Raw genomic sequence first — 25,501 nt, forward strand, 5'->3', positions numbered from 1 at the left:
TTCTCCGAATCGTCATCCCGCTCTAGCTCTTTGTTTGAGCATGATCTTTTCAAAAACCGGTATCCACTTTCCGGGCATCGGTGACAACTACGATGTTCGGCGCGGAGGAGAGATCTAAGGGAGCGCCTACCCGGTCTTGCGCACGAGCTTCACGACATTGCCGTGGTCACCGACCAGCGCCGCGTACTCGCCGATCGGCGCCGGCTTGCCGATCAGGTAGCCCTGCACTGCGTCGCAGCCTTCCTTGGACAGGAAGCCGAGTTGCTCCTCGGTTTCGACGCCCTCGGCGACGATCAGCATCTGCAGGCCGTGACCGAGATCGATGACGGCGCGGACGATCGCCGCCGATTGCGGATTGCGGCCAAGGTTGATGACAAAGGCGCGGTCGATCTTGATCTTGTCGAAGGGAAACGCCTGCAGGTAGCTCAGGGACGAATAGCCGCTGCCGAAATCGTCCATCGAGACGCGGACGCCGAGCGCCTTCAGCCGCCTGAGCAGCGCCAGGCCGCGATCGAAATCCTCGATCAGCACACCCTCGGTGATTTCGAGCTCGAGCCTGTCGGGCCGCAAGCCGGTTTCGAGCAGGATCGAATGCACGAGGCCGACAAGATCGCCGTGCATGAACTGCGCCGGCGAGAGGTTGACCGCGATCTGCAGCGGCTGCTTCCAGGAGGCCGCTTCACGGCAGGCCTCGCGCAGGATCCATTCGCCCATCTCGACGATCAGGCCGCCTTCCTCCGCAAGCGGGATGAAATCCGCTGGCGACACGAAACCGCGCACCGGATGCTGCCAGCGCGCCAGGGCCTCGAAGCCGATCACCCCGCTCTCGGCCACCGTTGCACCGGCCGCAGCCAGTGGCTGGTAGTAGAGCGACAGCTCGCCGTTTCTGATCGCGGCGGAGAGGTCCTGATGCAGCACGCGCCGGTCGCGGATCTGCTGGTCCATTTCCGGCTCGTAGATCGAGATCGTGCCACGCGATTTCGCCTTCGCCCGGAACAGCGCCGCGCCGGCATTGGCGAGCAGCGAGGCGGCATCCGCGCCATTGTGCGGGAACACCGAAATGCCCGCGGTGATGCCGGTGCGGACCGATTTGCCGTCGATCAGGAATTCCTTCGCGAGCGCCTCCGCCACCTGCTCGGCGAGGACGATGCCGGCGGCCGGCTGCTTGCCGTCAATGATCAGGCCGAACTCGTCGCCGGAGAGGCGCGCCACCACGCCGCCGCGCGCCGAAGTCTGCAGGCGCCGGGCCACCTCGATCAGCAATTTGTCGCCGACAGCATGGCCAAACACGTCGTTGATCTCTTTCAGGCCGTCGAGGTCGACACAAAGCACGGCGAATTCCTCGTCGGTGCCGCCGCAGGCCTCGATCATCTGCGCCAACGCCTGCAGGAAAGCGGCCCGGTTCGGCAGGTCGGTCAAACCGTCGTGATAGGCCATATGGGCCATGCGCGATTCGGTCTGGCGCCGATCGGTGACGTCCTCGTGCGTCTTGATCAGGTATTGCGGCTCGCCGTGGTCGTCGAGCACGGTCATGCGGCGGGTCAGGAACAGCCGCAAGCCGTCCTTGGTCGAGATCGGATGCTCCTCGGTGAGCAGGCCGCGTTTCTTGATCGCGGCCTCGTCGCGCGCGATGATCAGCTTGGCCTCGCGCGGATTGAAAATGTCTGTTGCAGTCAGGCCGGTGGCATCTTCGCGCCGGCGGTTGAGGATGGTCTCGGCCGAACGATTGGCGAGCAGGTATCGGCCGTCGCTGACGCGCTCGACGATCAGCGAGACCGGAATGTTGTCGACCACGAGTTCGAGGAACTTCTTGGCGTTCTCCAATTCCCGCGACAGCGAACGGCGGTCGGTGACGTCGTCGAACAGCGCGATCAGGAATTCCGGCTCGCCGTTCTCGTTGCGCGCGATCACGCGGTTGGAGGCGAGAATGCGCCGCTCCGAGCCACGCTCGACCCAGAACTCGTTGCGGAAAAAGCCTTCGGGCGCCTCCAGCGCCGCCTTGTCGGCGGCGGCGATGCTGGCGGCGGTCTCGGGACGGAAGATTTCGTCGGCGCGCTTGCCGACGATGCGATCGCGCGAGAAGCGCGAAAACCGCTCGAAGGCGCGGTTGGCGAAAATGTAGCGGCCGTCCTCGATGTTTTTCGCAGCCACGCAGACCGGTACGTTGTCGAGCACCGATTCCAGGAACTGGGTGGTCGACGCGAGCTTGCGCGACAATTGCCGCTGGTCGGTGCAGTCCTCGTGCGTCGCGATCGATCCACCATTGGGAAGCGCAAAATGCCGGACCACGACCGATTTGCCGTTGGGCAGTTCCGTCACCATTCCTTCAGGATTGGCGCCTCGAATGTAGAACTCGGCGGGCGTGACATCCATCAAGCCGCGCTTGTACCGCATCTCCAGCAGTTCGGGCCCGGTCATGTCACGCGGTATGTCGCAGCGCGACAGGCCATAGATCTCGAGATAGCGGTCGTTGCAGAACACGATCCGCTTTTGCGCATCGGTCATCACCACGCCCTGGTTCAGATGGTTAAGGGCGGAGCTGACGAAGGCATTGCGGCGGAGCTGTATGCGCTGCATCCTTCGCAGCGCCGAAAGCACCGAGAGCGTGATCGCACCCAGGAAGGAGGCGACGACGATGCCGCCGATCAGAAGCTCCCAGAGCAGGTCGGGACCAAGCGAACCGATATAGCGCGATGGCGCAAAGCCGGCCGAAGCGGCGAAAGCCAGTGCAGCGAGCGCGACAGCGGCGACAAGGCACAGGACGGCCAGCGCCGGAATCAGATTCCTCCCGCCTGCCTGCCGTTTCTTGCCAGCCATTCCGTCACCTTGCGGATTTCCGCATTACAGTGTCTGGCGCCGGCAGTTTGGATCGGGTAAACGCCGCGTGATGCAACCGGACAATGTGACTTAATTTAGGGCAATTGCCCTGACATGATTAATGCCTCACTAATGCCGGTGCGCCACGAAGCCCGTTTCGAGGCAATCCGGGGCGTTGCCACCAAGGCGCGGATGGACAACAACAGCAGCCAACCTCATTGGTTTGTTTGGGCATGATCTTTTCGGAAAACCGGTTTCCACTTTTCCGGACCATGCTCTAACCGCGCCAATTCCCGGACTTGAAGGATCCATGGACAGAGTTGATTGCGTCGTCATCGGAGCGGGTGTGATCGGGCTTGCCGTCGCACGCCGCCTCGCGCAAGCAGGGCGCGAAGTGATCGTGCTGGAAGCCGCCGAAGGGATCGGCACCGTGACCTCCTCGCGTAACAGCGAGGTGATCCACGCCGGCATCTACTACCGGGCCGGCAGCCTGATGGCGCGGATGTGCGTCAGCGGCAAGCATGCGCTTTACCGCTACTGTGAGGATCACGGCGTCCCCTATCGCAATTGCGGCAAGCTGATCGTCGCGACCACGCCGAAAGAGACCGAGAAGCTGCAATCGATCCGCGCCCATGCCGAGGCCAATGGCGTGCTCGACATGCAATTGCTGTCCGGCGAAGCCGCCCGCGCGCTGGAGCCCAGCCTGAACTGCGACGCCGCGCTGCTGTCGCCGTCCACCGGGATCATCGACAGCCATGCTTACATGCTGGCGCTCCGGGGCGATGCAGAGGCTGCCGGCGCCGCGTTCGCGTTCCACACCCCCCTGCTCCGCGCCAAGACCGCGGCCGGCCGGATCGAGATCGAGGCCGGCGGCGAGGCGCCGATGACGCTGGAATGCGACTTGCTCGTCAATGCCGCCGGCCTCGGCGCGCCCGCGGTCGCGCGCGGCATCGAGGGCATGCCGCTCGAACTGATCCCATGCGCCTATCTCGCCAAGGGAAACTATTTCAGTTGCAGCGCGCGGGCGCCGTTTTCGCGGCTGATCTATCCGGTACCTGAACCCGGCGGGCTCGGCGTGCACCTCACCATCGACATGGCCGGGCAGGCTCGTTTCGGGCCGGATGTGGAATGGGTGGAGAGCATTGATTACGCCGTCGATCCGGCGCGCGCCGACCGCTTCTATCCGGCGATCCGCAAATACTGGCCCGGACTGCCGGACGGCGCGCTGATGCCAAGTTATTCGGGGATCCGGCCGAAGATTGTTCCACCGGCGGTTGCAACGCAGGATTTCCTGATCCAGGGGCCGCGCGACCACGGCGTCACCGGATTGATCAATCTGTTTGGTATCGAATCGCCAGGGCTGACGTCGTCGCTCGCGATCGCCGATTACATCAGCGAACTCGCGTGAGCAATCGCAGCAATATCGTCTCCCGCGGATGAGCGCATCGGCGCCCATCCGGCATGAAGAGGTGTGCGTTGCGATATGTTATCGGGGGGACTGGCTAGTGGACCGTTTCGTCGGCGGAATGCTTCAACCGCTCGATCTCGTCCTTGACCATCAATTTGCGGCGCTTGAGTTCGGTGATTTGCAGGTCGTCTGTGGATAGGTGCAGGAGCGCTTCGTGTAGTTCGCTTTCGAGAATTTTGTGCTTGCGTTCCAGCTCAACCAGGTGCGCCTGTATCGCCATTACGAAATCTCCTCGGTGGGTTAAACCTCAATTTCGGGCAGGGCAAATAAGTGTACACCAGCCAGATAATCTGTCGATGGGGATTGCGAATCAGCGCTGCGACAATTTCGGATTTGTCTGTATCAGAACGTGCCTATGGAACCGTCTTAACTTGCGCAGCGAGCGTGGAGGGAGGATATTTCGGCACGCGGATACCGAGCGACCCGGCCACAACCTTACCGTGCTTACGTTTTAGTACACAGCCATGACCGACGAAGATGAGCGCGAACTCCACGCAGAGCTTGCACGGCTGCAGCAGGAGCACCGCGATCTCGACGCAGCCATAGACGCGCTACATCAGTCGCCGGCGCCGGATCTGCTGATGGTGCAGCGGCTGAAGAAGCGCAAACTGCAATTGCGCGATCGCATCGCCTTCATCGAGGATCAGATCACACCCGACATCATCGCGTGAGGTTTGCTTTCCGCTCACGTCGCTGCGCGGCGCGATGAAATCGCCAGCCCGAAATCTTGCGCCCGTGATCTCCGGATGCCGCCTCCACGTTTCGCGCGTCCGGAATGACGACGTGCAGATTTTCTGCGCTCGGTTCGCCCAGCGTGGCGAGTTGTTCGTGATCTCCCGCACGCCAATACCGGCGGTCTTTCCCCGACATCCACAGGCGCTCCACTGCAACGATCCGGTTTGGGCACAGGCTATTCTCGCGCGATCCGAGCCCACTTGACTCTACTAGAACAAAATAGGAACATTGCTCAGCCGCCAGCCCAGAACCGGAAGGAGTATCGCGATGCCCGTGCCCTCATTGTTCTCCGACAACAACCGCTATGAAGTGGCCTGCGACCAGGCGATCGCGATGTGCGACGGCAATCTGCGCAGCACCATCAAGGCACTGATCATGGCCAACGAGTTCCTCGAGACCGAGGTCGCGGAATTGCAGGACGCGCTCGCGACCTGTTTTGCGCAGACCAAGAACGACGCCGCCTAACCCAGGCAAGGGAGCGCGCCGATGGCCAATGTCACCTATTACGTGGCGCTGCCTTTCGTGCAGGACGACAGCGGTGACTTGGCCGCGGGCAATGCCGAGGAGTGCCAGAGCGCCGCAACCGCGCTGCGGCGCGCCGAGATAATGTCGCGAATGCCGGGCAGCATCGGCGCGGTCGCTTTCAGCCGCACCGGCGATCCCATGATCGGCGAGTTCGGCGATGCGCATCTGTTGCGGAAATTCGGCAACGTGCCGGACGATCTCGGCGGCCTGTGACTCCGCTCAACTATCGCCCACCTTCTCGTGCCGCCGCCGTGCCTTTCGCACGTACATTGCGCTGTCCGCTTCCTCCAGCGCGCGGCGCGCTTCGGAGTGCGAACCGAGGATCGCAACGCCGGCGGAGGCGCCTGCGCGGACGCTGCGGCCATCGAAATCGAAGGTGAGGCGATCGATCGACTGCTCCAGCGCCGCGGCCTTGGCCTTGGCGTCGGTCTCGCTCAGGTTCCACAGCAGCACCGCGAACTCGTCGCCGCCGAGCCTTCCGACCACGTCCGAGGCACGCACCTGGCTGGAGACCGTCTTGACGATCGCCTTCAGCACGACGTCGCCGGCGGCGTGGCCAAAAGTATCGTTGATCGGCTTGAGGCGGTCGACGTCGAGCATGACCAGCGCGCCGCTGGCATGATAGCGCTTGATGTAGGCGATCGAGCGGCTGAGCTCGCGCTCGAAGCCGCGCCGGTTCAGGATATCCAGCAGGAAATCGGTCTCCGCGGAGCCCTGCAGTTCCGCGATCTGTGCCTGCGCCGCGGCCAGTTCCGCCTTGAGGCGGCGAATGGCCGCCTTGGCCTCGGTCAGCGCGGTCGAGGGCGCCGGGGCAGGCGCGGGCTGGGCCCGGCGTGGCGCAGCCTTGCGCGTGGCCGCGCTTTTGCTTTTCGCGGCCCCGGATGCAGCCGCCCTCTTCTTCTTTTTCATAAGCATCCTTGTTGAGGCCCGCTGATGAGGCTTGCCGGCGTTCACCAAGACAGGATAGTCCATTCCGGATTCCTTGCCACGCCTTGGATCAGTCACGGGCCGCTCCTATAATCCGGCCCATGCTTCTGGATTCCCGATCAGAATTGACGACATGCCCGCCGCAATAGCCATCATCATGGGAAGCCAGTCGGACTGGGAGACCATGGGCCACGCCGCCGAGACGCTCACCGCCCTCGGGCTCGCGTTCGAGGCGCGGATCATTTCCGCCCATCGCACCCCGGACCGGCTGTACGCGTTCGCCAAGGGCGCCAAGGCGGCCGGCTTCAAGGTCATCATTGCCGGCGCCGGCGGCGCCGCGCATCTGCCGGGCATGACGGCCGCGCTGACGGAACTTCCGGTGTTCGGGGTTCCCGTCGAATCGAAGGCGCTGTCGGGCGTCGATTCGCTGTACTCGATCGTGCAGATGCCGGCCGGTATCCCGGTCGGCACGCTGGCAATCGGAAAATCGGGCGCCATCAACGCGGCGCTCTTGGCAGCGAGCGTGCTCGCGCTGAACGATCCGCCGCTGGCGGCGCGCCTTGTCGCCTGGCGCAAAGCCCAGACCGACGCGGTCAAGGAGCATCCGGAGGCATCGGCGTGACGGCTTCGACGAACGTGAAGCTGAAGCCGGGCGATACCATCGGAATTCTCGGCGGCGGACAATTGGGCCGGATGCTGGCGATGGCCGCGGCGCGGCTCGGTCTCCGATGCCAGGTGTTCTCGCCGGATCCGGATTCGCCCGCCTTCGACGTGGTACAGCACGCGACCTGCGCGGAATTCGCCGATGTCGAGGCGCTCGAACTGTTCGCCAATGATGTCGACGTCATCACCTACGAATTCGAGAACGTGCCGTCCGGGACCGCCCTGGTGCTGGCCGCACGCCGGCCGGTCCTGCCATCGCAGAAGATCCTCGAGACCACCCAGGACCGGCTGATCGAGAAGGATTTCATCACCAGGCTCGGCATCGGCACCGCCGATTATGCCGACGTGTCCTCGGTCGAAACGCTGCACGCCGCAATTGCGCGCATCGGCCTTCCCGCCGTGATCAAGACTCGCCGCTTCGGCTATGATGGCAAGGGCCAGGCGATGATCCGCGAGGGCGACGACATCGACCAGATCTGGGAGGATCTCGGCACCAAGTCCGCGATTCTCGAAGCCTACGTGCCGTTCGAGCGCGAGATCTCGGTAATCGCAGCGCGCTCTTCCGACGGCCAGGTCGAATGTTTCGACGTCACCGAGAACGAGCATCGCGATCACATCCTGAAGATCTCGCGCGCGCCGGCGGCAATCCCGGCCGAGCTCGCCGCGGAGGCGCGATCGATGGCGGAAAGGATCGCGCACGCGCTGAACTATGTCGGCGTGCTCGGGGTCGAAATGTTCGTGGTAGCGGGCAAGGACGGGCCGACCGTGCTGGTCAACGAGATCGCGCCGCGGGTTCACAATTCCGGACACTGGACGCTCGACGGCGCCTCGATCTCGCAGTTCGAGCAGCACATCCGCGCCATCGCCGGCTGGCCGCTCGGCAAGCCGATTCGCCATGGCGCGGTGACCATGACCAATCTGATCGGCGATGACATCCTGGGCTATGAGGAATGGCTGACGGTGCCGGGCGCCACGGTGCATCTCTACGGCAAGGGCCCACCGCGGCCCGGCCGCAAGATGGGCCACGTTACCGAAGTAGTGCCGGCAGGCAACAAATAGGCCCGCCGGCAAGTTTCAGGGTAGAGACTGGTTCAAGCCGTCCGTGCGCCTTCGACGACGCCGGTCGGCTCCTCGCTCAGCCAGCGATACAGCACGCCGCCGAGTGCGCCGCCGATCAAGGGCGCCACCCAGAACAGCCAGAGCTGCGCGAGCGCCCAGCCGCCGACGAACAAGGCGGGCCCGGTGCTGCGGGCCGGATTCACCGAAGTGTTGGTGACGGGGATACTGACCAGATGGATCAACGTCAGCGCGAGCCCGATCGCCAGCGGCGCAAAGCCGGCGGGCGCCCTGCCATGGGTCGCGCCCATGATGATGAACAGGAACATCATCGTCATCACCACCTCGGTGATGAAGCCGGCCAGCAGGCTGTACTGCCCGGGTGAGTGCGCGTCATAGCCATTCGAGGCAAAGCCCTTGGCGAGGTCGAAGCCGGGCGCGCCGCTCGCGATCAGATAGAGCACTCCGGCGGCAACGACCGCGCCGACCACCTGCGCGATCACATAGGGCAGAATCTGGCCGGCCGGAAAACGTCCGCCGGCGGCAAGACCGACAGTGACCGCCGGATTGAGATGGCAGCCGGACACATGGCCAATCGCATAGGCCATCGTGACGACGCTCAATCCGAACGCCAGTGACACACCGACCAAGCCAATTCCGACTTGCGGAAAGCCGGCGGCGATCACGGCGCTGCCGCATCCCGTAAATGTGAGCCAGAAGGTGCCGATCGCCTCGGCGGCATATTTTTGTGTGTCCATACCAGTTCTCCCATTATTTTGTTTCCCGGAGCCGGCAAAAGCTGCGGAACGGCCAAGCATTTGGCGCCGAATCACCCCAATCACGGCCGCTACGTGGCAATTTGGCCCTATTTCGTGGCTTTACTTGGCCCTTGGCCCTGCTTCACTGGTGGACATTTGCGATTTTGTCTGATACATGCGCGCGCCTAGGGTAAAGGTCTGGCCTTTTGCCGACCTTGGCTTTGCCAGATTTCCGAACCGATCAATCGAAAAGAGGATGCCGCGTGCAGGTTCTCGTCCGCGATAACAATGTCGATCAAGCCCTGAAGGCGCTCAAGAAGAAGATGCAGCGCGAGGGCATTTTCCGCGAGATGAAGCTCCGCGGTCATTATGAGAAGCCTTCCGAGAAGAAGGCCCGCGAGAAGGCCGAAGCCGTGCGCCGCGCCCGCAAGTTGGCGCGCAAGAAGCTGCAGCGCGAAGGACTGCTGCCGATGAAGCCGAAGCCGGTGTTCGGCGCCGGCGCGGGTGACCGCGGCACTGGTGGACGTGGCGGCCCAGGCGCTGGCCGCGGTCCGCGCTGATCGCACCTTTCCAAGCTTGGAGATGAAGACGCGGGCCTTACGGTCCGCGTTTTTGTTTTTTGACCGGTGCATTTTGCACCGCGGCCGGCTACCAATACGGAATTGCAGACGCGAGCATTTCCATTACGCGAGCAGTTCCGTTGATGGTGTTTCCGGTCTCCCGCCCCCGTTCTGGAGCTTTGCCCCTCCCGCGCGTGATGACGCGGCCGGCGATCCTTCTTGCCATCGCACTTGGCGTTCCCCTTGGCATCACCTTGGGCGGCTGCTCGTTCGATCTGGGATCATGGGGATCCAATGACAAACCCAAGCTTGCCACCACCGAAAAGCCGACTGGCAGCGTCAGCCCTCAGAACGTTAGCGACGCCAGGCAGCACGCGACAAGGGGCCAGGAATTGGCGCGATCCTTCAAGACCGAACAGGCGCTCGCCGAATTCGAACAAGCGCTCGCGCTCGATCCCTACAACACGGACGCGCTCTACGCCCGCGGCCTGATCTACCAGGGCCAGAATCAGCACCAGCAGGCGATCGAGGATTTCACTGCGGCCAGTGGACTGGCGCCGCAGCGCGTTGGGCCGTTGCTGGCACGCGCCAACAGCTATCTCGCCCTCAACAAGGCCAAGGAAGCGACCGCCGATCTCGACGAAGCGGTACAGGCTGATCCGAACAGCGTCCAGGCGTGGACGGCGCGCGGCGAGGCCTATGAGAGGCTCGGCGACAAAGCCAAGGCGGCGGCTTCATACAGCCGCGCGGTCGGGTTGCGCCCCAGAGACGACGCCGCCCGCAGCGGCCTCGCGCGCACGGGCGGATAGTTTCGCTGATAGTCGTTATTTCGGCAGGACCGCGTGGAACACCGACTTCATCGATGACAGCATGTCCTCGCCTATGTTGGGGCGATCCTTGGCGGGTTCGGCGGCCTCGGCGCGCAAATCCAGCGGCGGACGTGCCGGGATTTCGGCCGGCGGCGTCGGGCGATTCGGATCATCGGTCGCATCTGCCTGATATGGAGGCCTCGGTTGCGACGCCGGGCCCAATGCTTCGCTCGGCGGCGTCGAGACCATGATGGGCGGCGGCAGCGGCCGCAGCGAGGGCGCGGTTACAGTCCGGGACGCTTCCGGCGCGCGCGGCACCTCCGTCACGCGTGCCGTCTCTGGGAGACGCGCAGCGCCATCACCGCCGCCGCGCAATCGCTCGATCGCGGCGCGCGCAAGATCGTTGGCATCACGATGCTCCTCTGGCGCAACCGCAGCTTCAGCCGGCGGTGGCGAAGCGGGTGCAGCGGCAGGCTGCTGCACGGGCGCCGGCGTCACTTTAGCGACGGCTTTTTCACGCGGCGCAGGCTGATGACGACGGGGCTCGGCGGGCGGAATGCTTGCGGTCTCGGCCGGTGCGTCGGCGGGCTTGCTCTCGGCCGCCTTCTCTGCCGGCTTCTCGGTCACCGTGGCCCTCTCGGACGCCGTGCGCTCCATCAATGTGCGCTCGGACATGCCCTTGGCCTTCACGCCAGCCTCAGGGAGATTGGAGACATCGGCAGGCTTTTCGACCGGCTTGCTCGCGACAGCCGCCTTCGGCTGGGCGGTCGAAACAGTGGCGGCCGCGGGCGCCTCCGGCTTGGCTACGATGTAGTGGTTAACGATGTAGGCCCCGATGACCGTCGCAGCCACCGAGGGAAAGATGTCGACGACGAATTTCGTCAGGTATTTCAGCATTGCCAACCACTCCCCGCCGCGCCGTTAGATGCGGGAACTTTGAGGCACATTGAGGGATCAACTGCGACGGATCAATGGCAATCGGCCTGTTCCGGCGATCACGGATGCTTACGGCTTGAGTTCAATCTCGAGGAAGACGATCTCCGTAGAGGTTTCGTTAAGCACGTCGTGCTCCACCCCCGCTTTGCGGAAATACGACTTGCCGACGCCAAGCTGGGCCTTCGAGCGCTCGCCACTCGGGGCCACGATGGTCATCTCGCCCGCGGTGACGGGGACGATCACATAGTCCATCTCGTGGATATGACGCCCGGTCGCACTGCCCGGTGCCAATCGCCACTCCGTGACGCGAACCTCGGGGGTGTCGACCTGAACGTCGGATTTGGCGGCAAGCATCGTCATCCTCTCCTATGGCAGGAATTCTACGGCAAGAATTCCAGGAACAAGAATACGGCAAATACCACCAGATGCACCAAGCCGAACAGGATGTTGGTGCGACCCGTGCCGAAGGTCAGCATGCTCAGCAGGAAGGTGAGCAACAACAGCACCGTGCTCTGAGGGCTTAGCCCAAGCACGAGTTCCTTACCCAGCACATAGGTGGCGACTCCAACCGCCGGGATCGTTAGTCCGATCGTCGCCAGGGATGAGCCGAGCGCAAGATTGATGCTCTTCTGCAGATCATTGTTGCGGGCGGCCGAAACCGCGGCAACGCCCTCCGGCATGAGGATGAGAATCGCGACCACGAGGCCCGCGAAGGCCGGCGGCGCACCGATCATCGCCGCCGTGGCATCGATGACGAGCGAGAATTTCTTTGACAGCAGTACGACGGCAAGGAGGGAAACCAGGAGCAACGGAATGCTCAGCGCCAGCACCGCGCTCGATGACTTCTTGGTCGCCGCATCCCTGTTCGCGGACTCGACGACGAAGTAATCGCGGTGCCGCATGGTCTGGATGTAGAGAAAGACGCCGTACAGAACGAGCGTGACCACGTCGACAAAGCCAAGCTGCATGGCGGAATATACCGGCCCTGGCGTGCTCAACGTATAATTTGGCATGATCAGCGTTATCGTCGCCAACACAAACAACACGCTGAGATAAAGGTTGGCGCCCGAAACCTGGAAATCCTGCTCCCGGTAGTGCAATCCGCCAATGAAGATGCACAGCCCGACGAGGCCGTTGCAGACGATCATCACGACCGCAAATACCGTATCACGGGCCAGGGCCGGCTGCGGCTTGTCGCCCAGCATGATCGTCGTGATCAGCGCGACTTCGATGATCGTGACCGCGAGCGTCAACACCAATGTGCCGAAAGGCTCTCCGATCTCTTCGGCGATCACCTCGGCATGATGAACGGCCGCGAACACCGTGCCGAACAGGATGGCCAGCAGGATCGCGGCAAGCAGCCATCCATTGAGAGATGGGGTAAATACCCACCCGACAGCTGTCGCCGCGGCGAACAGTGCCAGCGCCAGCGCCGGAAAAATCCATGCCGTATGCGGCATCGGACCGTGTGCGCTCATGAACTCCCCTTCCGCTCAAGGAGCCGCACCATAAGGCACTCAGTGAACGCTGAGAACAGGGGCGATCGGTAGAAAGGTGAGAAGCAGGAAGAGTGGAATCAACACTCCGCCTGCAAACAGGAGATAGCCGAAGAAGCTGGGCATCTTGATGCCGCGCTCGTTCGCGATCGCCGCGACCATGAAGTTCGGCGCATTTCCGATATAGGTGAGCGCACCCATGTAGACGGCGCCCATGGAGATCGCCGCCAGCGTCCCCGACAACTCCCCCATCAATCGCTGCGCGTCGCCTCCGGCGAGCTCGAAGAACAAAAGATAGGTCGGAGCATTGTCGAGGAACGCCGACATCAGGCCGGTGAACCAGAAATAGGGAACCTCCCGCGGGGCACCGTTCGGCTCGGTGACGGCGGACAATAACCAGGCGAATGAGCCGTGCTGTCCCGCATGGAGCATCGCCAGCACCGGGATGATCGCGGTGAAGATACCGGCGAACAGTTTCGCCACTTCCCGGATCGGCTCCCAGTTGAAGCCGTTGGCTTCGCGGTGTTCGTCCGGGGTGAGCCACAGCGATAGCAGCGCGATCCCGACCAGCAGGCCGTCGCGCACCAGGTTCTGCAGTTCCAGCCTTGTTCCGAGAACGTCGAAAGCGATTTCGGGCCGCCAGGTCGCCGACATCAGGATGCTGGCGATGATGGCTGCGATCAGCGGCAGGTTCATCAGGCCGTGAACGCGGATCGGCGCCGCTCCGCCGGGCGGGACCGCCGGCTCCCTGCGAAAAAGCCAGAGATCGAGCAGGGCAAAGATCAGCAGCAGGATGCCGGCCACGATCGCGGTCTGCAGCCAGATGTTCCTCGTGGTCCAGAAGAAGTCGACGCCGTGCAGGAAGCCGACGAACAATGGCGGGTCACCAAGCGGGCTGAGCGCACCGCCGACATTGGCAACGAGAATGATGAAGAACACAATGACATGCGCGTTATGGGGGCGCAGCAGGTTGGCGCGGATCAGCGGGCGGACCAGGATCATGGCGGCACCGGTGGTTCCGACGATGCTCGCCATCATCGTGCCCAAGGCAAGAACCGCCGTATTGGTGGACGGCGTGCCCCTCATGTCGCCGGTTACCAGGATCCCGCCGGCAACCGTGTAGAGCGCGAACAGCAGCACGATGAAGCTCAGATATTCGCCGAGCATCGCATGGACGAAGCTCTCCAGCATGGGCGCGCCGCCGGCGAACCAGGCGAGCAAGGAAAGCGTCAGTGCCGACCAGGCGGCGGCGATCTTGCCGTAATGGTGATGCCAGAATTTCGGGAACAGCAGCGGCCCAAGCGCGATCGACAGCAAGAGGCCGGCGAAAGGAAGGGCAAACGGCCACGTCATCGCCGCGCCATCGAGGGCCGCCGCAGCGCGCGCCTGCTCCGGCAACAACACCAATGCCGATAGGACAAGCACACCACGCCATGCTCTCATTCCGCACCTACGAACCGCCGATGAACTGCCGCACCGTTTCGATCGCGCCATAATAATCGAGATTGTCGTGGCCGCCGCCAGCAAATCGAACGAACCGCTTCGGTTCATGCGCCAATGCAAACAAGCGATCGCCGAAGATCATCGAGATCACGGAATCGTCAGTGCCGTGCATGACGAGCAGCGGCGCCTTGACGCGCCCAATGCGCTCGTCTGAGCGAAACTGGTCGCGCATCAGCCAGCGCACCGGCACGAGCGGGAACGCCGTACCGGCAATGTCGGCAGTCGAGGTATAGGGCGCCTCCAGGATCAATTTGCCGATCGGCTGCTCGGCAGCCAGCGCCACCGCAGCGCCGGTACCGAGTGAAAATCCCCAGGCGACGATTCGTTCTGCTGTGTAGCGCGCGGTAGTGAAGGCGTAAGCTGCGGCCGCATCCTGCAGAATGCCGAGTTCGCTCGGATATCCGCTCGAGCCGGCATAGCCGCGGTAGGAGAGCGCGACCAGGCCGGTACCGTCAGACGTCATGGCTCGGAAGCGACTGACCCGTCCCGCGAGAAAGTCGCCATTGCCGGGAAAGTACAGGATCACGGGATGGCCGGGCTTTGCCGGCACGTGCCAGACAATGACCTTTTCGCCATCGCCGGTGGTGAGCACATGCTCCTCGGCCTCGGGAAAGCCGGCTGCTTCCGGTGAGGTTCGCTCCCGCGTCGGAATCGGAAACAGCATCTCGCGCTGCTTGACGAACAGCACCGCGAGCGCTCCGAGGTAGCCAACTGCCGCGACGATCAGGAGCCATTTCAGGACGAGCATCGCTGCCCGCAAGGGCTCACATCGCCTTGACGATGCTCTCGGTCACCTTCTTGGCATCGCCGAGCAGCATCATGGTGTTGTCGCGATAGAACAATGGATTGTCGATGCCGGCATAGCCCGAGGCCAGCGAGCGCTTGATGAACATCACCGTGCCGGCCTTCCAGACCTGCAGCACCGGCATGCCATAGATCGGCGAGGTCTTGTCCTCCTCCGCCGCCGGGTTGGTGACGTCGTTGGCGCCGATCACGAAGGCGACGTCGGCCTGGGCGAATTCGGAGTTGATATCCTCCAGTTCGAACACCTCGTCATAGGGTACGTTGGCTTCCGCCAGCAGCACGTTCATGTGGCCGGGCATGCGGCCCGCGACCGGGTGGATCGCGTACTTCACCTCGACTCCTTCCTTCTTCAGGATGTCGGCCATCTCGCGCAGCGCGTGCTGGGCCTGCGCCACCGCCATGCCGTAGCCCGGCACGATGATGACCTTCGAAGCATTCTTCATGATGAAGGCGGCATCGTCAGCGGACCCGAGCTTGGCCGGCTTCTGCTCGCCGGTCCCGCCACCCGCCGCCGCGGTCTCGCCGCCGAAGCCGCCGAGGATGACCGAGATGAAGGACCGGTTCATCGCGTGGCACATGATGTAGGACAGGATCGCGCCGGAGGAGCCGACCAGCGCGCCGGTGATGATCAGCGCCGAGTTGCCGAGCGTAAAACCGATGCCGGCCGCGGCCCAGCCGGAATAGGAGTTCAGCATCGAGATCACGACCGGCATGTCGGCGCCGCCGATCGGGATGATCATGAGCACGCCCAGCACCAGCGCGATGATGGTGATCAGCCAGAAGTCGAGCGCGCTTCCCGACAGCACCAGGCCGACGATGAAGAACACCAGCGCCAGCGCCAGTGCGATGTTGATGAGGTGACGGAACGGCAGGATGATCGGCGCGCCGCTCATCCGCGCCGACAGCTTCAGGAACGCGATCACCGAGCCGGTGAAGGTCAGCGCGCCGATCGCGACGCCGAGCGACATTTCAATCAGGCTCTGGGTGTGGATGTTGCCGGGCGTGCCGATGTCGAAGGCTTCGGGCGCATAGAACGCGCCGGCGGCGACCAGCACCGCGGCCATGCCGACCAGCGAGTGGAAAGCGGCGACCAGTTCAGGCATCGAGGTCATCGGCACCCGCCGCGCGATCACCGCGCCGATCGCGCCGCCAATGGCGACGCCGAGCACGACGAGCAGCCAGGCGACGCCATCCGCCGGCGGATGGCTCGCGAGCGTCGTACCGATCGCGATCGCCATGCCGATCATGCCGAACAGGTTGCCCTGGCGCGACGTGGCGGGGCTCGACAGCCCCCTCAGCGACAGGATGAACAGCACACCCGCCACGAGATACAACAATGCAGAGAGATTGGCGTTCATCTCAGGTCCCCGTTTGCCTCTTCCCCGAGGTGGCCGCTTACTTGGACTTCTTCTTGTACATCGCCAGCATGCGCTGGGTGACAAGGAATCCGCCGAAGATGTTGATGCAGGCGAAGATCAGCGCGACGAAGCCGAAACCGCGCGCCAGGCCCGAGCCGCTCGAGATCATGCCGACGCCGACCGCGAGCAGCGCGCCGACCACGATCACCGAGGAGATCGCGTTGGTGACGCTCATCAGCGGCGTATGCAACGCAGGGGTCACCGACCACACCACGAAATAGCCGACGAACACGGCGAGCACGAAAATGGAAAGCCGAAACACGAAGGGATCGACGGCCTGCGCGATATGCTCCATGGCTTCTCTCCTTAAGCTTTCGGCTGGAAGTTGGGATGGATGACGGCGCCGTCCTTGGTCAGCGCGGTGGCTTTCACCAGTTCGTCATCCCAGTTGACGGCAAGCGCCCTGTTCGCCTTGTCGATCAGCGTCTCGATGAAGGCGAACAGGTTGCGGGCATACAGACCCGAGGCGGAGGCCGCAACGCGGCCGGCGACATTGGTGTAGCCGACGATCTTGATGCCATCGACGTCGACGACTTCGCCGGCTTTCGCACCCTCGACATTGCCGCCGCGTTCGACGGCGAGATCGACCAGCACCGAACCGGGGCGCATCGATTTGACCATCTCCGAGGAGACGAGCTTGGGCGCCGGGCGGCCGGGAATCAGCGCCGTCGTGATCACCACATCCTGCTTCTTGATGTGCTCGGCGGTGAGCGCGGCCTGCTTGGCCTGGTACTCCTTCGACATCTCCTTGGCGTAGCCGCCCGCGGTCTGCGCGTTCTTGAACTCCTCGTCCTCGACCGCGAGGAACTTGGCGCCGAGGCTCTCGACCTGTTCTTTCGTCGCTGGACGCACGTCGGTCGCGGTGACGATGGCGCCTAACCGGCGCGCGGTCGCGATCGCCTGCAGGCCGGCGACGCCGACGCCCATCACGAACACCTTTGCCGCCGGGACCGTGCCGGCCGCGGTCATCATCATCGGAAAGGCGCGACCGAAGGCTTCGGCGCCCTCGATCACCGCGCGGTAGCCGGCGAGGTTGGCCTGCGAGGACAAGACGTCCATCACCTGCGCGCGGGTGATACGCGGCATCAGTTCCATCGCAAAGGCCGAGACGCCGGCATCCGCCATCGCCTTCAGCGCGGCGTCGTTGCCATAGGGGTCCATGATGGCGATGACGAGCGCGCCGCGCTTGTATTTCGAGAGCTCGGACGCCTCCGGCCGCTTCACCTTGATGACGATGTCGGCATCCTTCACCGCATCCGCGCTGACCGTGGCGCCTGCAGCGGTGAATTCCGAATCCGGCAAGCCCGACTTGATGCCCGCACCCGACTCAACCGCGACCTCGGCGCCGAGCGCCTTGAATTTCTTGATGGTGTCGGGAGACGCGGCGACCCGCGGCTCGTACGGGTCGATTTCCTTGGCAACGGCAATCTTCATAGGGCCTCCGGCGGCGCGGGACAGCGCGCGCAAGCAAACTTAGCGTTACTCCCGCAACGTTGGATACCGGTTTTGGGACCGGCTTGGGTGCAATTTTTGTGAGCACCGCCAGCATTGGCGGTGCAGGCAGAGAGGGATCAGAGCAGGAAGAAGGCCATCAGGATGAGAATGAGGGCGACGGCCGCCGTGCCGTATTTGACCAGCGCGATGAAGCCTTCGTAGGTCCGTTCATGCTCGATGTAGTCGTTGCCGTCGGCGGTGGTGTAAGCCACTTCGCTATGGTCTGCCATCCTTGTCCCCAGTCATCAAACGTCTGAATTTCTGGCGTGCCAATACCGCAAACCGGATGGCAGGGCAACGCCGCCCTGCCTATCGCCTCATTCGGAAGGCCAATTATCCCGAACCCAGCGGGTGAGGCTTTCCTCGCTGACCTCCCCGGCCGCGAGCGACAAGATAATCGATGTGGCGTGCGCCGGGTCAGGACCGAAGCTGACGCCATTCTTGATGAGAAACGTCATCATCGCCATGAAGGCGATGCGCTTGTTCCCATCGACAAAGGCGTGGTTCTTGGCGAGGCCAAACGCGTAGGCCGCCGCGAACTCAGCCAGGGAGGCCTGCTCATAGCGCCATTTGTTGACTGGCCGCTCCAGCGCCGATCGCAGCATGCCTTCATCGCGCAAGCCGGACGCTCCGCCGAAGCGGCGGAGCTGGCGGGCATGGATGGCGATGGCCTGCTTATAGGTGATCCAAAGCGGCTCCTTCGGCTCGCTCATTCGAAATTTCGACTACTTCTACTTCGCAAGCGCCGCCAGCGTGTCGCGATACTTGTCCATGATCTCGTCCGCGACTTCCATTGTCCGCTCAAAATCCGGATCGTAGGGAAGCGCCTGAAAACCACCTCCCGGAAGTTCGGTGACATGCAGTTGCTGACCGCGCTTCAGATCGAGCCGCTGCATCAGCTCGCGGGGGAGCAGCAGGCCATCGGAATTCCCGATCTTTTTGATCTCGATTTTCATCAGGAGTTTGCCTTTCGAGTTGCGCCCAGTCGCGCAGTTTTTCTGTAAGAGCTTCAAAAAGCATCATAATTCGGCATGCCCAATGCACGTTATACAACAGTATAACGCACCCTAGAGCATCGTTCAACAGATGTTTTACGGTCCCGAAACCCTCAGCCTATCTCTTCCAGCTCGTCGATCATGCCTGAGACAACCGACAGACCGCCGTCCCAGAACTTCGGGTCCTTGGCGTCCAGGCCAAATGGCTTGAGCAGTTCCGAATAGTGCTTGGTTCCGCCGGCCGAGAGCATGTCGAGATAACGTTCCGCAAAGCCCTCGGAGGCGTGCTCGTAGACCGCATAGAGCGAGTTCACCAGGCAATCGCCGAACGCATAGGCGTAGACGTAGAACGGCGAATGGATGAAATGCGGGATGTACATCCAGAAATTCTCATAGCCAGGCTTGATTTCGATCGCCGGCCCCAGGCTCTCGGTCTGCACGGAGAGCCAGATCTGGCCGATCCGCTCGGCGGTCAATTCGCCGTGCTTGCGCTCGGTGTGTACCGCGCGCTCGAACGAATAGAACGCGATCTGCCGCACCACGGTGTTGATCATGTCCTCGACCTTGCCGGCGAGCAGCGCCTGGCGCTGCTTGGGGCTCTTGGTCTCGGACAACAGCCGCTTGAAGGTCAGCATCTCCCCGAACACGCTCGCGGTCTCCGCCAGCGTCAGCGGTGTCGGCGCCATCAGGGGACCGTTCTTTGCCGCCAGCACCTGGTGCACGCCGTGGCCGAGTTCATGCGCAAGCGTCATCACGTCGCGCGGCTTGCCCTGATAGTTCATCAGCACGTAGGGGTGCGCGGATGGCGTGGTCGGATGTGAGAACGCCCCCGGCGCCTTGCCGGGCCTGACCGGCGCATCGATCCAGCGGTCGGTGAAGAAGCGCTCGGCAATCGCGGCCATATCGGTGGAAAAGCCGCGATAGGCTGACAATACCATGTTGCGTGCGTCGGGCCAGCCGATCGTGCCGGTCGCGGCAAAGGGCAGCGGCGCGTTGCGGTCCCAATGCGGCAGCTTCTTCTTTTTGAACCAGCCCGCCTTGAGCCGGTAATAACGGTGCGACAGCTTCGGATAGGCGGCGCGCACGGAAGCGACCAGCGCATCCACCACCTCGCGCTCGACACGGTTGTTGAGATGGCGGGAATCCGCGACGTCCTGGAAGCCGCGCCAGCGGTCGGAAATTTCCTTGTCCTTGGCGAGCGTGTTGGTGATCAGCGCGAAGGTGCGCTCGTTTGCCTTGAAGGTTTTCGCCAGCGCCTCCGCGGCGGTTCTTCGCTTCGCGCCGTCGCGGTCCTGCAAGAGGTTGAGCGTCGGCTCGATCGCAAGCTCCTTGGCGCCGACCTTGAAGCGCAGGCCGGCGATAGTCTGGTCGAACAGCCGGTTCCAGGCGGCATAGCCGCTCTGCGACTTCTCGTGGAAAAGCTGCTCGATGCGATCCTCGAGTTGATAGGGCTTCTCCTTGCGCAGATCCTCGATCCACGGCCGGTAGTACGCCAGCTCCTCGGTCTGCATCGCGCGCTCGATCACATCATCGTCAATGCGGTTGAGCTCGAGCGCAAAGAACAGGAGATGCGTCGAGGCCGCCGTCAGGCGCTCTGAAACATCGCCGTAAAATTTCGTGATCGCGGGATCGACACTGTCGCCGGCATGCACGAGGCCGGCAAAGGAGCCGAGCCGGCCGGCGAGATCGTCGATCGCTTCATAGCGCCGCACGGCATCGGCGAGCCACTTTCCGCCATCTTCCCGCGCCGTATGTTCCGCGAGCTTGCCCTTGTAGTCGGTCTCAAACGCGACGCAATCTGCATCCATCTTCGCCAGGTCGCGCGCGACTTCCGGCGCGTCGATACCGGAATAGAGATCGCCGAGATTCCATTCCGGCAGCTTGCCGGTTTTGCCCGCGGCCTTCTTCGCTGCAGACTTGTTTGCAGCGGATTTTGCGGCGGCCGGCTTGCGTTGCGTTGGCTTACGGGATGCGGAGGAGCGCGAGGTCATCTTGGTGGGTGCCTGTGTTCAATCGGAGATGCGGCGGCGAAATGTGCAGGGGTCGGCAACGTTTAAGAGGGCGTTAATCGGCTTCGGCGAGAGTGCCCCGATTCGAGACAGATAAGCGTAACGCGCGGGGAAAACCATGGTTGCCACCATTTTGATTGCCGATGATGACGCAGTACAGCGCCGTCTGGTTGAAAACATGGTGCAAAAATGCGGCTACCAGCCCCTCGTGGTCGATAGTGGCGACGATGCCATCGCGGCACTCACCGCCCAGGAAAACCAGACCATCGATGCGGTCGTGCTCGACCTCGTGATGCCCGGCCTCGACGGCCTGGGTGTGCTCGCAAAGATTCGTGACGCTGGTTTGAACGTCCCCGTCATCGTGCAGACCGCGCATGGCGGCATCGACAACGTGGTCTCGGCGATGCGCGCCGGCGCCCAGGATTTCGTGGTCAAGCCGGTCGGCTTCGAGCGGCTGCAGGTCTCGTTGCGCAATGCGCTGAACACTTCTGCACTCAAAGGCGAATTGCAGCGCATCCGCCACAGCCGCGAGGGACGGCTGACCTTTTCCGACATCATCACCCGCAGCGAAGCGATGAGCGGCGTGTTGCGCACCGCGCAGAAGGCGGCTGCATCGGCCATTCCAGTTTTGATCGAAGGCGAATCCGGCGTCGGCAAGGAATTGTTTGCCCGCGCGATCCACGGCAGCAGCGAGCGCAAGGCAAAGCCGTTCGTCGCGGTGAACTGCGGCGCGATTCCCGACAATCTCGTGGAGTCGATCCTGTTCGGCCACGAGAAGGGCGCCTTCACCGGCGCCACCGAACGCCACATGGGCAAGTTCGTGGAAGCCCATGGCGGCACGCTCTTCCTCGACGAGGTCGGTGAATTGCCGCTGACGGCGCAGGTGAAGCTGTTGCGCGCGCTGCAGGAGGGCACGGTTGAAGCCGTCGGCGGCCGCAAGCCGGTGAAGGTCGACGTCCGCATCATCTCCGCCACCAACCGCCAATTGCTGGAGCTGGTGAAGGCCGGCCAATTCCGCGAGGACCTGTTCTATCGCCTGCACGTCCTGCCGCTGACGATTCCGCCCTTGCGGCAGCGGCGCGAGGACATCCCGCATCTGCTGCGGCATTTCCTCGCGCGCTTCAACGCGGAGGAGAACCGCAACATCACCGGCATCAGCGGCGAAGCGATGGCACATCTTTCGCAGCTCGACTGGCCCGGCAACATCCGCCAGCTCGAGAACACCGTGTATCGCGCGGTGGTCATGAGCGACGGCGACCAGCTTGACCTCGCCGACTTCCCGCAGGTCGCCGCGCATCACCTCGCCGAGCCGAATCCGGCGCATGGCGAACCGCTGATCGTTGCCCCGTCGACGGCGCCTGCAATGGTATCGGGTAGCGAAATACCGATCGCGCCGCTGCCTGCCGCCGGCAGTCTCTCGATGCTGACCAGCAGCGGCGACGTGCGGCCCTTAGAAGAGATGGAAAACGAGATCATTCGCTTTGCGATCTCGCATTATCGCGGGCAGATGTCCGAGGTGGCGCGGCGCCTGAAGATCGGCCGCTCGACGCTCTATCGCAAGATCGACGAGGCCGCGGCAAATGATTCCGCCGATGGCGCCGGGGGCACCAATTGAGCCGATGGGCGTTTGTGCCATGGAGCAGGCATTGCGTCGTGGCTTGGGTGTTAGCGTGATCCGGAACCTATTGAACCGTGGCTTGGCGGTGACAGACAAACGGGGTGCCGCGTGGCAGAAATCGCGCAAGATCGAGTGCAAGTGGTTGTTCGAGGTCAGTTTGTCGTGAGTTGCCCCGCATGGCGCTGGCTGCATGAAGGGGGCGTAGGTATCGTCTGCGTTGATTTGTTGCGTGCAGGCGTGACGGAGTTTTTGATCGAGTGAGGCCGGCGCTTCCGCGCAAGCTTAGGGCATGATCCGGGAAGATCGTGCTCGAACAAATCGAGCGGGATGATGCTTTCTGCGAAGCGTCATCGTGCTTCAGGACCATGACGTGAGAACTGTTCCAATGCCGGGCAGTTCGCCCCAGGGGGTTTGACGATGCGTGACTGTTCGAAAGGCCGTACCGGATTCGACCGCGTGCTGATGGCCGTCGCCGCGACGTTCCTGACGGTCTCCGCGACCTCAGCACTGGCCCAGTCGGACACGCCACGCGCCAGCGCCGCAGAACTCGCGATCGACGCCGCGATCCCGCGCCCCGAGCCTGCCAACGTGCCGCCGCCCACCGCGGCCGATATCAAGCTGGACACCACCGCCTCGGTGCCTGACGCGTCAAAGGACGCCGTCAAGCCGAGCGAACCGGACACGGCGATCAAGACCGCCGAGCCCAAGGCTGAGCCCAAGCCGGCAGATGTCGTCACTGCGCCCGCCGCCGAGCCGAAGCCGAGCGATGTGGCGAAAGACGCGCCGAAGGAGCCAGAGCCGGTCAAGAACGACACCGCTACGGTGACGCCGTCCGCCGCGCCGGCGACCGCCACTGCTCCCGTTCCCACCACGACGCCTACCCCGGCAACCGCCAACGCGCCTGCTGCCGAGCCCGCCAAGGAGCCGGTCAAGGCTGCGAGCAACGTGCCGGCGGAGGATCAGCCGGTCGCCGACAAGCTTCGCGAGACGCTGGCCAACAAGACGCTGCGCACCTTTGACCGCAAGAACGAGCGCGCCGCGGTCGAGAAGTTCTACTCGGCGCGCGACTATGCGCCGGTGTTCACGCAAGCCGGCAAGATGACCGCGACCGCCAAGGGCGTGATCGCGCGGCTGAAGGACGCCGCCGCCGATGGTCTCAACCCGGAAGACTATCCGGTGCCGGATTTTGCCGCTGCCGCATCGCCCGATGCGCTGGCGGAAGCCGAGCTGAAGCTCACCGCCAGCATGCTGGACTATGCGCGCCAGGCGCAGAGCGGGCGGATGCACTGGTCGCAGGTCTCGGCCGATATTCTCTATCCCGAGCACCCGATCGATCCGTCGGAAGTCCTCGCCAACGTGACCGGCGCCAAGGACGCCTCCGCCGCACTCGACAGCTACAACCCGCCGCACAAGCTCTACCGCGAGCTCAAGGCCAAGCTCGCCGAGCTGCGCGGCCAGGGCGAGGGACCGGTGATCCAGATCGCGGAAGGGCCGGTGCTGGCTTACAAGGCGGGCAGCAAGAAACAGCCGGCGGTGGCGCCGGAAGATCCGCGCGTGCCGCAGCTCCGTGCCAAGCTCGGCGTCAGCGACAATCCGGACGACACGCGCTACGACGCCAAGGTCGCCGAAGCCGTGCGCAAATTCCAGCAGAGCGCCGAGCTGAAGCCCACCGGCGTGCTCGACGATCGCACCGTGAAGGCGATCAACAGCCCGAAGCGCGACAAGCAGATCGACACCGTCATCGTCAACATGGAGCGCTGGCGCTGGCTGCCGCGCCAGCTCGGCGCGGCCTCTCTCGGCAACGCCTATGTCATCCTAAACATCCCCGACTACACGCTGAGGGTGATGCAGAACGGCGCGCCGGTCTGGACCACGCGCGTGGTGACCGGCAAGCCGGGACAGCACGCGACGCCGCTTTTGACCGAGACGATGAAGTACATCACGGTCAACCCGACCTGGAACGTGCCGCCATCGATCATCTACAACGAGTACCTGCCGGCCTTGCAGCAGGATCCGACCGTGCTGCAGCGTATGGGCCTGCGACTCGAATATGGCCGCGACGGTTCGGTCCACATCTCGCAGCCGCCGGGCGAGGCGAACGCGCTCGGACGCATTCGCTTCAACTTCCCGAACAAGTTCCTGGTCTATCAGCACGACACCCCGGACAAGCAGCTCTTCGCCAGGGAAGAGCGTGCCTTCAGCCACGGCTGCATGCGCGTGCAGAATCCGGACCAATACGCGTCCGTGCTGCTCAACATCACGATGACGAACGAGCATTGGACGCCCGAGCGGATCCGCAGCATGTATGGCTCGAGCGAGATCGACCTCAAATTCCCGACGCCGATCCCGGTCAACATCACCTATCAGACCGCGTTCGTTGACGATGCCGGCAAGCTGCAATTCCGCAGGGACGTCTATGGCCGTGACGCCGGCATGCTGGCGCTGCTCAAGAACAATCGCGGCAAGGACCTCGAATCAATGGTGGCGCATGCGCAGCCGAACTATTCGCGCCCGAGCCGCAACAACCTGCCGCCCGGCGTCAGCATCGCCAGCGACAACACCAATTCCGGCCTGAACTTCTTCGAGCGGCTGTTCGGCGGCGGCCAACCCGTGCCACCGGCGCCGATCGGGCGCGGACAACCGCAGCCGCGCCGGGTGTTCACCCGGTAATCCACTGCTCCCCAAACGCGCCAAATTTTAGAGCAAAATCAACGATCCCGCCCGCCCGGCGGGATCAATTACATTAACCATTCTTCATCTGGTGCAGGTGGCGGCACTTTTTCGCCACAGTCAACGGTTTAGGTTGAGCCCAACTTGGGAAAACGGGATGGTAAATCTCGGTTAACCGTCCCGCTTTAAGAATGCGTTCACCGCCTTTCGCCGGGGTCTGCGAAAGAAAGTTAAGGTCGA

27 protein-coding genes are annotated in these 25,501 nt (G+C 63.4%); 10 read left to right on the forward strand and 17 right to left on the reverse strand.

Annotated elements, in window-relative coordinates; genetic code table 11:
- Window positions 1-126: 126 nt before the first annotated feature.
- Window positions 127-2,817, reverse strand: a complete 2,691-nt coding sequence (locus I6F35_RS26640; RefSeq protein WP_225120631.1) for an EAL domain-containing protein — start codon at window positions 2,815-2,817, stop codon at window positions 127-129.
- Between the two features lie 310 nt (window positions 2,818-3,127).
- On the opposite strand from I6F35_RS26640, the gene I6F35_RS26645 reads away from it, so the two are divergent.
- The gene (locus I6F35_RS26645; RefSeq protein WP_225120632.1) at window positions 3,128-4,225 is read left to right on the forward strand and encodes an NAD(P)/FAD-dependent oxidoreductase; all 1,098 of its coding nucleotides are present in this window, start codon (window positions 3,128-3,130) and stop codon (window positions 4,223-4,225) included.
- Between the two features lie 94 nt (window positions 4,226-4,319).
- Here I6F35_RS26645 and I6F35_RS26650 read toward each other — a convergent pair whose 3' ends face one another.
- A complete protein-coding gene (locus I6F35_RS26650) occupies window positions 4,320-4,505 on the reverse strand; it encodes a DUF465 domain-containing protein (RefSeq protein WP_225120633.1) in 186 nt (61 codons plus the stop codon).
- A gap of 244 nt (window positions 4,506-4,749) precedes the next feature.
- Here I6F35_RS26650 and I6F35_RS26655 point away from each other — a divergent pair, with 244 nt between their 5' ends.
- The gene (locus I6F35_RS26655; protein ID WP_225120634.1) at window positions 4,750-4,956 is read left to right on the forward strand and encodes a DUF465 domain-containing protein; all 207 of its coding nucleotides are present in this window, start codon (window positions 4,750-4,752) and stop codon (window positions 4,954-4,956) included.
- Here the strand turns inward: I6F35_RS26655 and I6F35_RS26660 are convergent.
- On the reverse strand, window positions 4,946-5,155 hold the full coding sequence (locus I6F35_RS26660) for a hypothetical protein (RefSeq protein ID WP_225120635.1): 210 nt from the start codon (window positions 5,153-5,155) through the stop codon (window positions 4,946-4,948). The genes I6F35_RS26655 and I6F35_RS26660 overlap by 11 nt on opposite strands.
- Before the next feature lie 132 nt (window positions 5,156-5,287).
- Here I6F35_RS26660 and I6F35_RS26665 point away from each other — a divergent pair, with 132 nt between their 5' ends.
- Window positions 5,288-5,485 carry a hypothetical protein gene (locus tag I6F35_RS26665; RefSeq protein ID WP_225120636.1) on the forward strand — a complete coding sequence of 66 codons (198 nt, stop codon included), beginning with the start codon at window positions 5,288-5,290 and terminating at the stop codon, window positions 5,483-5,485.
- A gap of 21 nt (window positions 5,486-5,506) precedes the next feature.
- Window positions 5,507-5,758, forward strand: coding sequence for a hypothetical protein (locus tag I6F35_RS26670; RefSeq protein WP_225120637.1), 252 nt, complete (start codon window positions 5,507-5,509; stop codon window positions 5,756-5,758).
- 6 nt (window positions 5,759-5,764) lie between these two features.
- Here I6F35_RS26670 and I6F35_RS26675 read toward each other — a convergent pair whose 3' ends face one another.
- The gene (locus tag I6F35_RS26675) at window positions 5,765-6,460 is read right to left on the reverse strand and encodes a GGDEF domain-containing protein (RefSeq protein WP_225120679.1); all 696 of its coding nucleotides are present in this window, start codon (window positions 6,458-6,460) and stop codon (window positions 5,765-5,767) included.
- Window positions 6,461-6,605: 145 nt separating this feature from the next.
- Between I6F35_RS26675 and purE the strand changes: the two genes are divergently transcribed.
- The gene (gene purE / locus I6F35_RS26680; RefSeq protein WP_225120638.1) at window positions 6,606-7,094 is read left to right on the forward strand and encodes a 5-(carboxyamino)imidazole ribonucleotide mutase; all 489 of its coding nucleotides are present in this window, start codon (window positions 6,606-6,608) and stop codon (window positions 7,092-7,094) included.
- Window positions 7,091-8,194 carry a 5-(carboxyamino)imidazole ribonucleotide synthase gene (locus tag I6F35_RS26685; protein WP_225120639.1) on the forward strand — a complete coding sequence of 368 codons (1,104 nt, stop codon included), beginning with the start codon at window positions 7,091-7,093 and terminating at the stop codon, window positions 8,192-8,194. The genes purE and I6F35_RS26685 overlap by 4 nt, the downstream gene beginning before the upstream one ends.
- Window positions 8,195-8,226: 32 nt before the next feature.
- On the opposite strand, the gene aqpZ is transcribed toward I6F35_RS26685, so the two are convergent.
- Window positions 8,227-8,949, reverse strand: a complete 723-nt coding sequence (aqpZ, locus tag I6F35_RS26690; RefSeq protein ID WP_225120640.1) for an aquaporin Z — start codon at window positions 8,947-8,949, stop codon at window positions 8,227-8,229.
- 263 nt (window positions 8,950-9,212) lie between these two features.
- Between aqpZ and rpsU the strand changes: the two genes are divergently transcribed.
- Window positions 9,213-9,509 (forward strand): 30S ribosomal protein S21, encoded by a 297-nt coding sequence (gene rpsU, locus I6F35_RS26695; protein ID WP_225120641.1) that lies wholly within the window; start codon window positions 9,213-9,215, stop codon window positions 9,507-9,509.
- A gap of 197 nt (window positions 9,510-9,706) precedes the next feature.
- On the forward strand, window positions 9,707-10,318 hold the full coding sequence (locus tag I6F35_RS26700; protein ID WP_346283195.1) for a tetratricopeptide repeat protein: 612 nt from the start codon (window positions 9,707-9,709) through the stop codon (window positions 10,316-10,318).
- Window positions 10,319-10,333: 15 nt separating this feature from the next.
- On the opposite strand, the gene I6F35_RS26705 is transcribed toward I6F35_RS26700, so the two are convergent.
- The 12 genes from I6F35_RS26705 to I6F35_RS26760 all read right to left on the reverse strand — a co-directional run bounded on the left by I6F35_RS26705 (window position 10,334) and on the right by I6F35_RS26760 (window position 20,955).
- Window positions 10,334-11,215, reverse strand: coding sequence for a hypothetical protein (locus tag I6F35_RS26705; protein ID WP_225120643.1), 882 nt, complete (start codon window positions 11,213-11,215; stop codon window positions 10,334-10,336).
- A 108-nt stretch (window positions 11,216-11,323) separates the two neighbouring features.
- Window positions 11,324-11,608, reverse strand: coding sequence for a cupin domain-containing protein (locus I6F35_RS26710; protein ID WP_225120680.1), 285 nt, complete (start codon window positions 11,606-11,608; stop codon window positions 11,324-11,326).
- 26 nt (window positions 11,609-11,634) lie between these two features.
- Window positions 11,635-12,732, reverse strand: a complete 1,098-nt coding sequence (locus tag I6F35_RS26715; RefSeq protein ID WP_225120644.1) for an ionic transporter y4hA — start codon at window positions 12,730-12,732, stop codon at window positions 11,635-11,637.
- A gap of 39 nt (window positions 12,733-12,771) precedes the next feature.
- Complete coding sequence (locus I6F35_RS26720) at window positions 12,772-14,103, reverse strand: sodium:proton antiporter (protein ID WP_225120681.1); 1,332 nt, start codon at window positions 14,101-14,103, stop codon at window positions 12,772-12,774.
- Between the two features lie 97 nt (window positions 14,104-14,200).
- The gene (locus tag I6F35_RS26725) at window positions 14,201-15,001 is read right to left on the reverse strand and encodes an alpha/beta hydrolase (RefSeq protein ID WP_225120682.1); all 801 of its coding nucleotides are present in this window, start codon (window positions 14,999-15,001) and stop codon (window positions 14,201-14,203) included.
- Window positions 15,002-15,017: 16 nt separating this feature from the next.
- Complete coding sequence (locus I6F35_RS26730) at window positions 15,018-16,415, reverse strand: NAD(P)(+) transhydrogenase (Re/Si-specific) subunit beta (protein WP_225120645.1); 1,398 nt, start codon at window positions 16,413-16,415, stop codon at window positions 15,018-15,020.
- Between the two features lie 37 nt (window positions 16,416-16,452).
- Window positions 16,453-16,770 carry a proton-translocating transhydrogenase family protein gene (locus I6F35_RS26735; protein WP_225120646.1) on the reverse strand — a complete coding sequence of 106 codons (318 nt, stop codon included), beginning with the start codon at window positions 16,768-16,770 and terminating at the stop codon, window positions 16,453-16,455.
- Window positions 16,771-16,781: 11 nt separating this feature from the next.
- Window positions 16,782-17,909, reverse strand: a complete 1,128-nt coding sequence (locus tag I6F35_RS26740; protein ID WP_225120647.1) for a Re/Si-specific NAD(P)(+) transhydrogenase subunit alpha — start codon at window positions 17,907-17,909, stop codon at window positions 16,782-16,784.
- Window positions 17,910-18,046: 137 nt separating this feature from the next.
- Entirely contained in the window at window positions 18,047-18,199 is a 153-nt protein-coding gene (locus tag I6F35_RS26745; protein ID WP_225120648.1) for an aa3-type cytochrome c oxidase subunit IV, read from the reverse strand.
- An 87-nt stretch (window positions 18,200-18,286) separates the two neighbouring features.
- On the reverse strand, window positions 18,287-18,682 hold the full coding sequence (locus I6F35_RS26750) for a type II toxin-antitoxin system death-on-curing family toxin (protein ID WP_225120649.1): 396 nt from the start codon (window positions 18,680-18,682) through the stop codon (window positions 18,287-18,289).
- Between the two features lie 18 nt (window positions 18,683-18,700).
- Window positions 18,701-18,925, reverse strand: a complete 225-nt coding sequence (locus I6F35_RS26755) for an AbrB family transcriptional regulator (protein ID WP_028166990.1) — start codon at window positions 18,923-18,925, stop codon at window positions 18,701-18,703.
- A 152-nt stretch (window positions 18,926-19,077) separates the two neighbouring features.
- Window positions 19,078-20,955 (reverse strand): M3 family oligoendopeptidase, encoded by a 1,878-nt coding sequence (locus tag I6F35_RS26760; RefSeq protein WP_225120650.1) that lies wholly within the window; start codon window positions 20,953-20,955, stop codon window positions 19,078-19,080.
- Between the two features lie 136 nt (window positions 20,956-21,091).
- On the opposite strand from I6F35_RS26760, the gene I6F35_RS26765 reads away from it, so the two are divergent.
- Window positions 21,092-22,588: a sigma-54 dependent transcriptional regulator gene (locus I6F35_RS26765; protein WP_225120651.1), complete on the forward strand. Its 1,497-nt coding sequence runs from the start codon at window positions 21,092-21,094 to the stop codon at window positions 22,586-22,588.
- A 420-nt stretch (window positions 22,589-23,008) separates the two neighbouring features.
- Window positions 23,009-25,261: a L,D-transpeptidase family protein gene (locus I6F35_RS26770; protein ID WP_225120652.1), complete on the forward strand. Its 2,253-nt coding sequence runs from the start codon at window positions 23,009-23,011 to the stop codon at window positions 25,259-25,261.
- Window positions 25,262-25,501: the final 240 nt, after the last annotated feature.

The organism is Bradyrhizobium sp. BRP22, assembly GCF_020194175.1.
Lineage (GTDB): Bacteria > Pseudomonadota > Alphaproteobacteria > Rhizobiales > Xanthobacteraceae > Bradyrhizobium.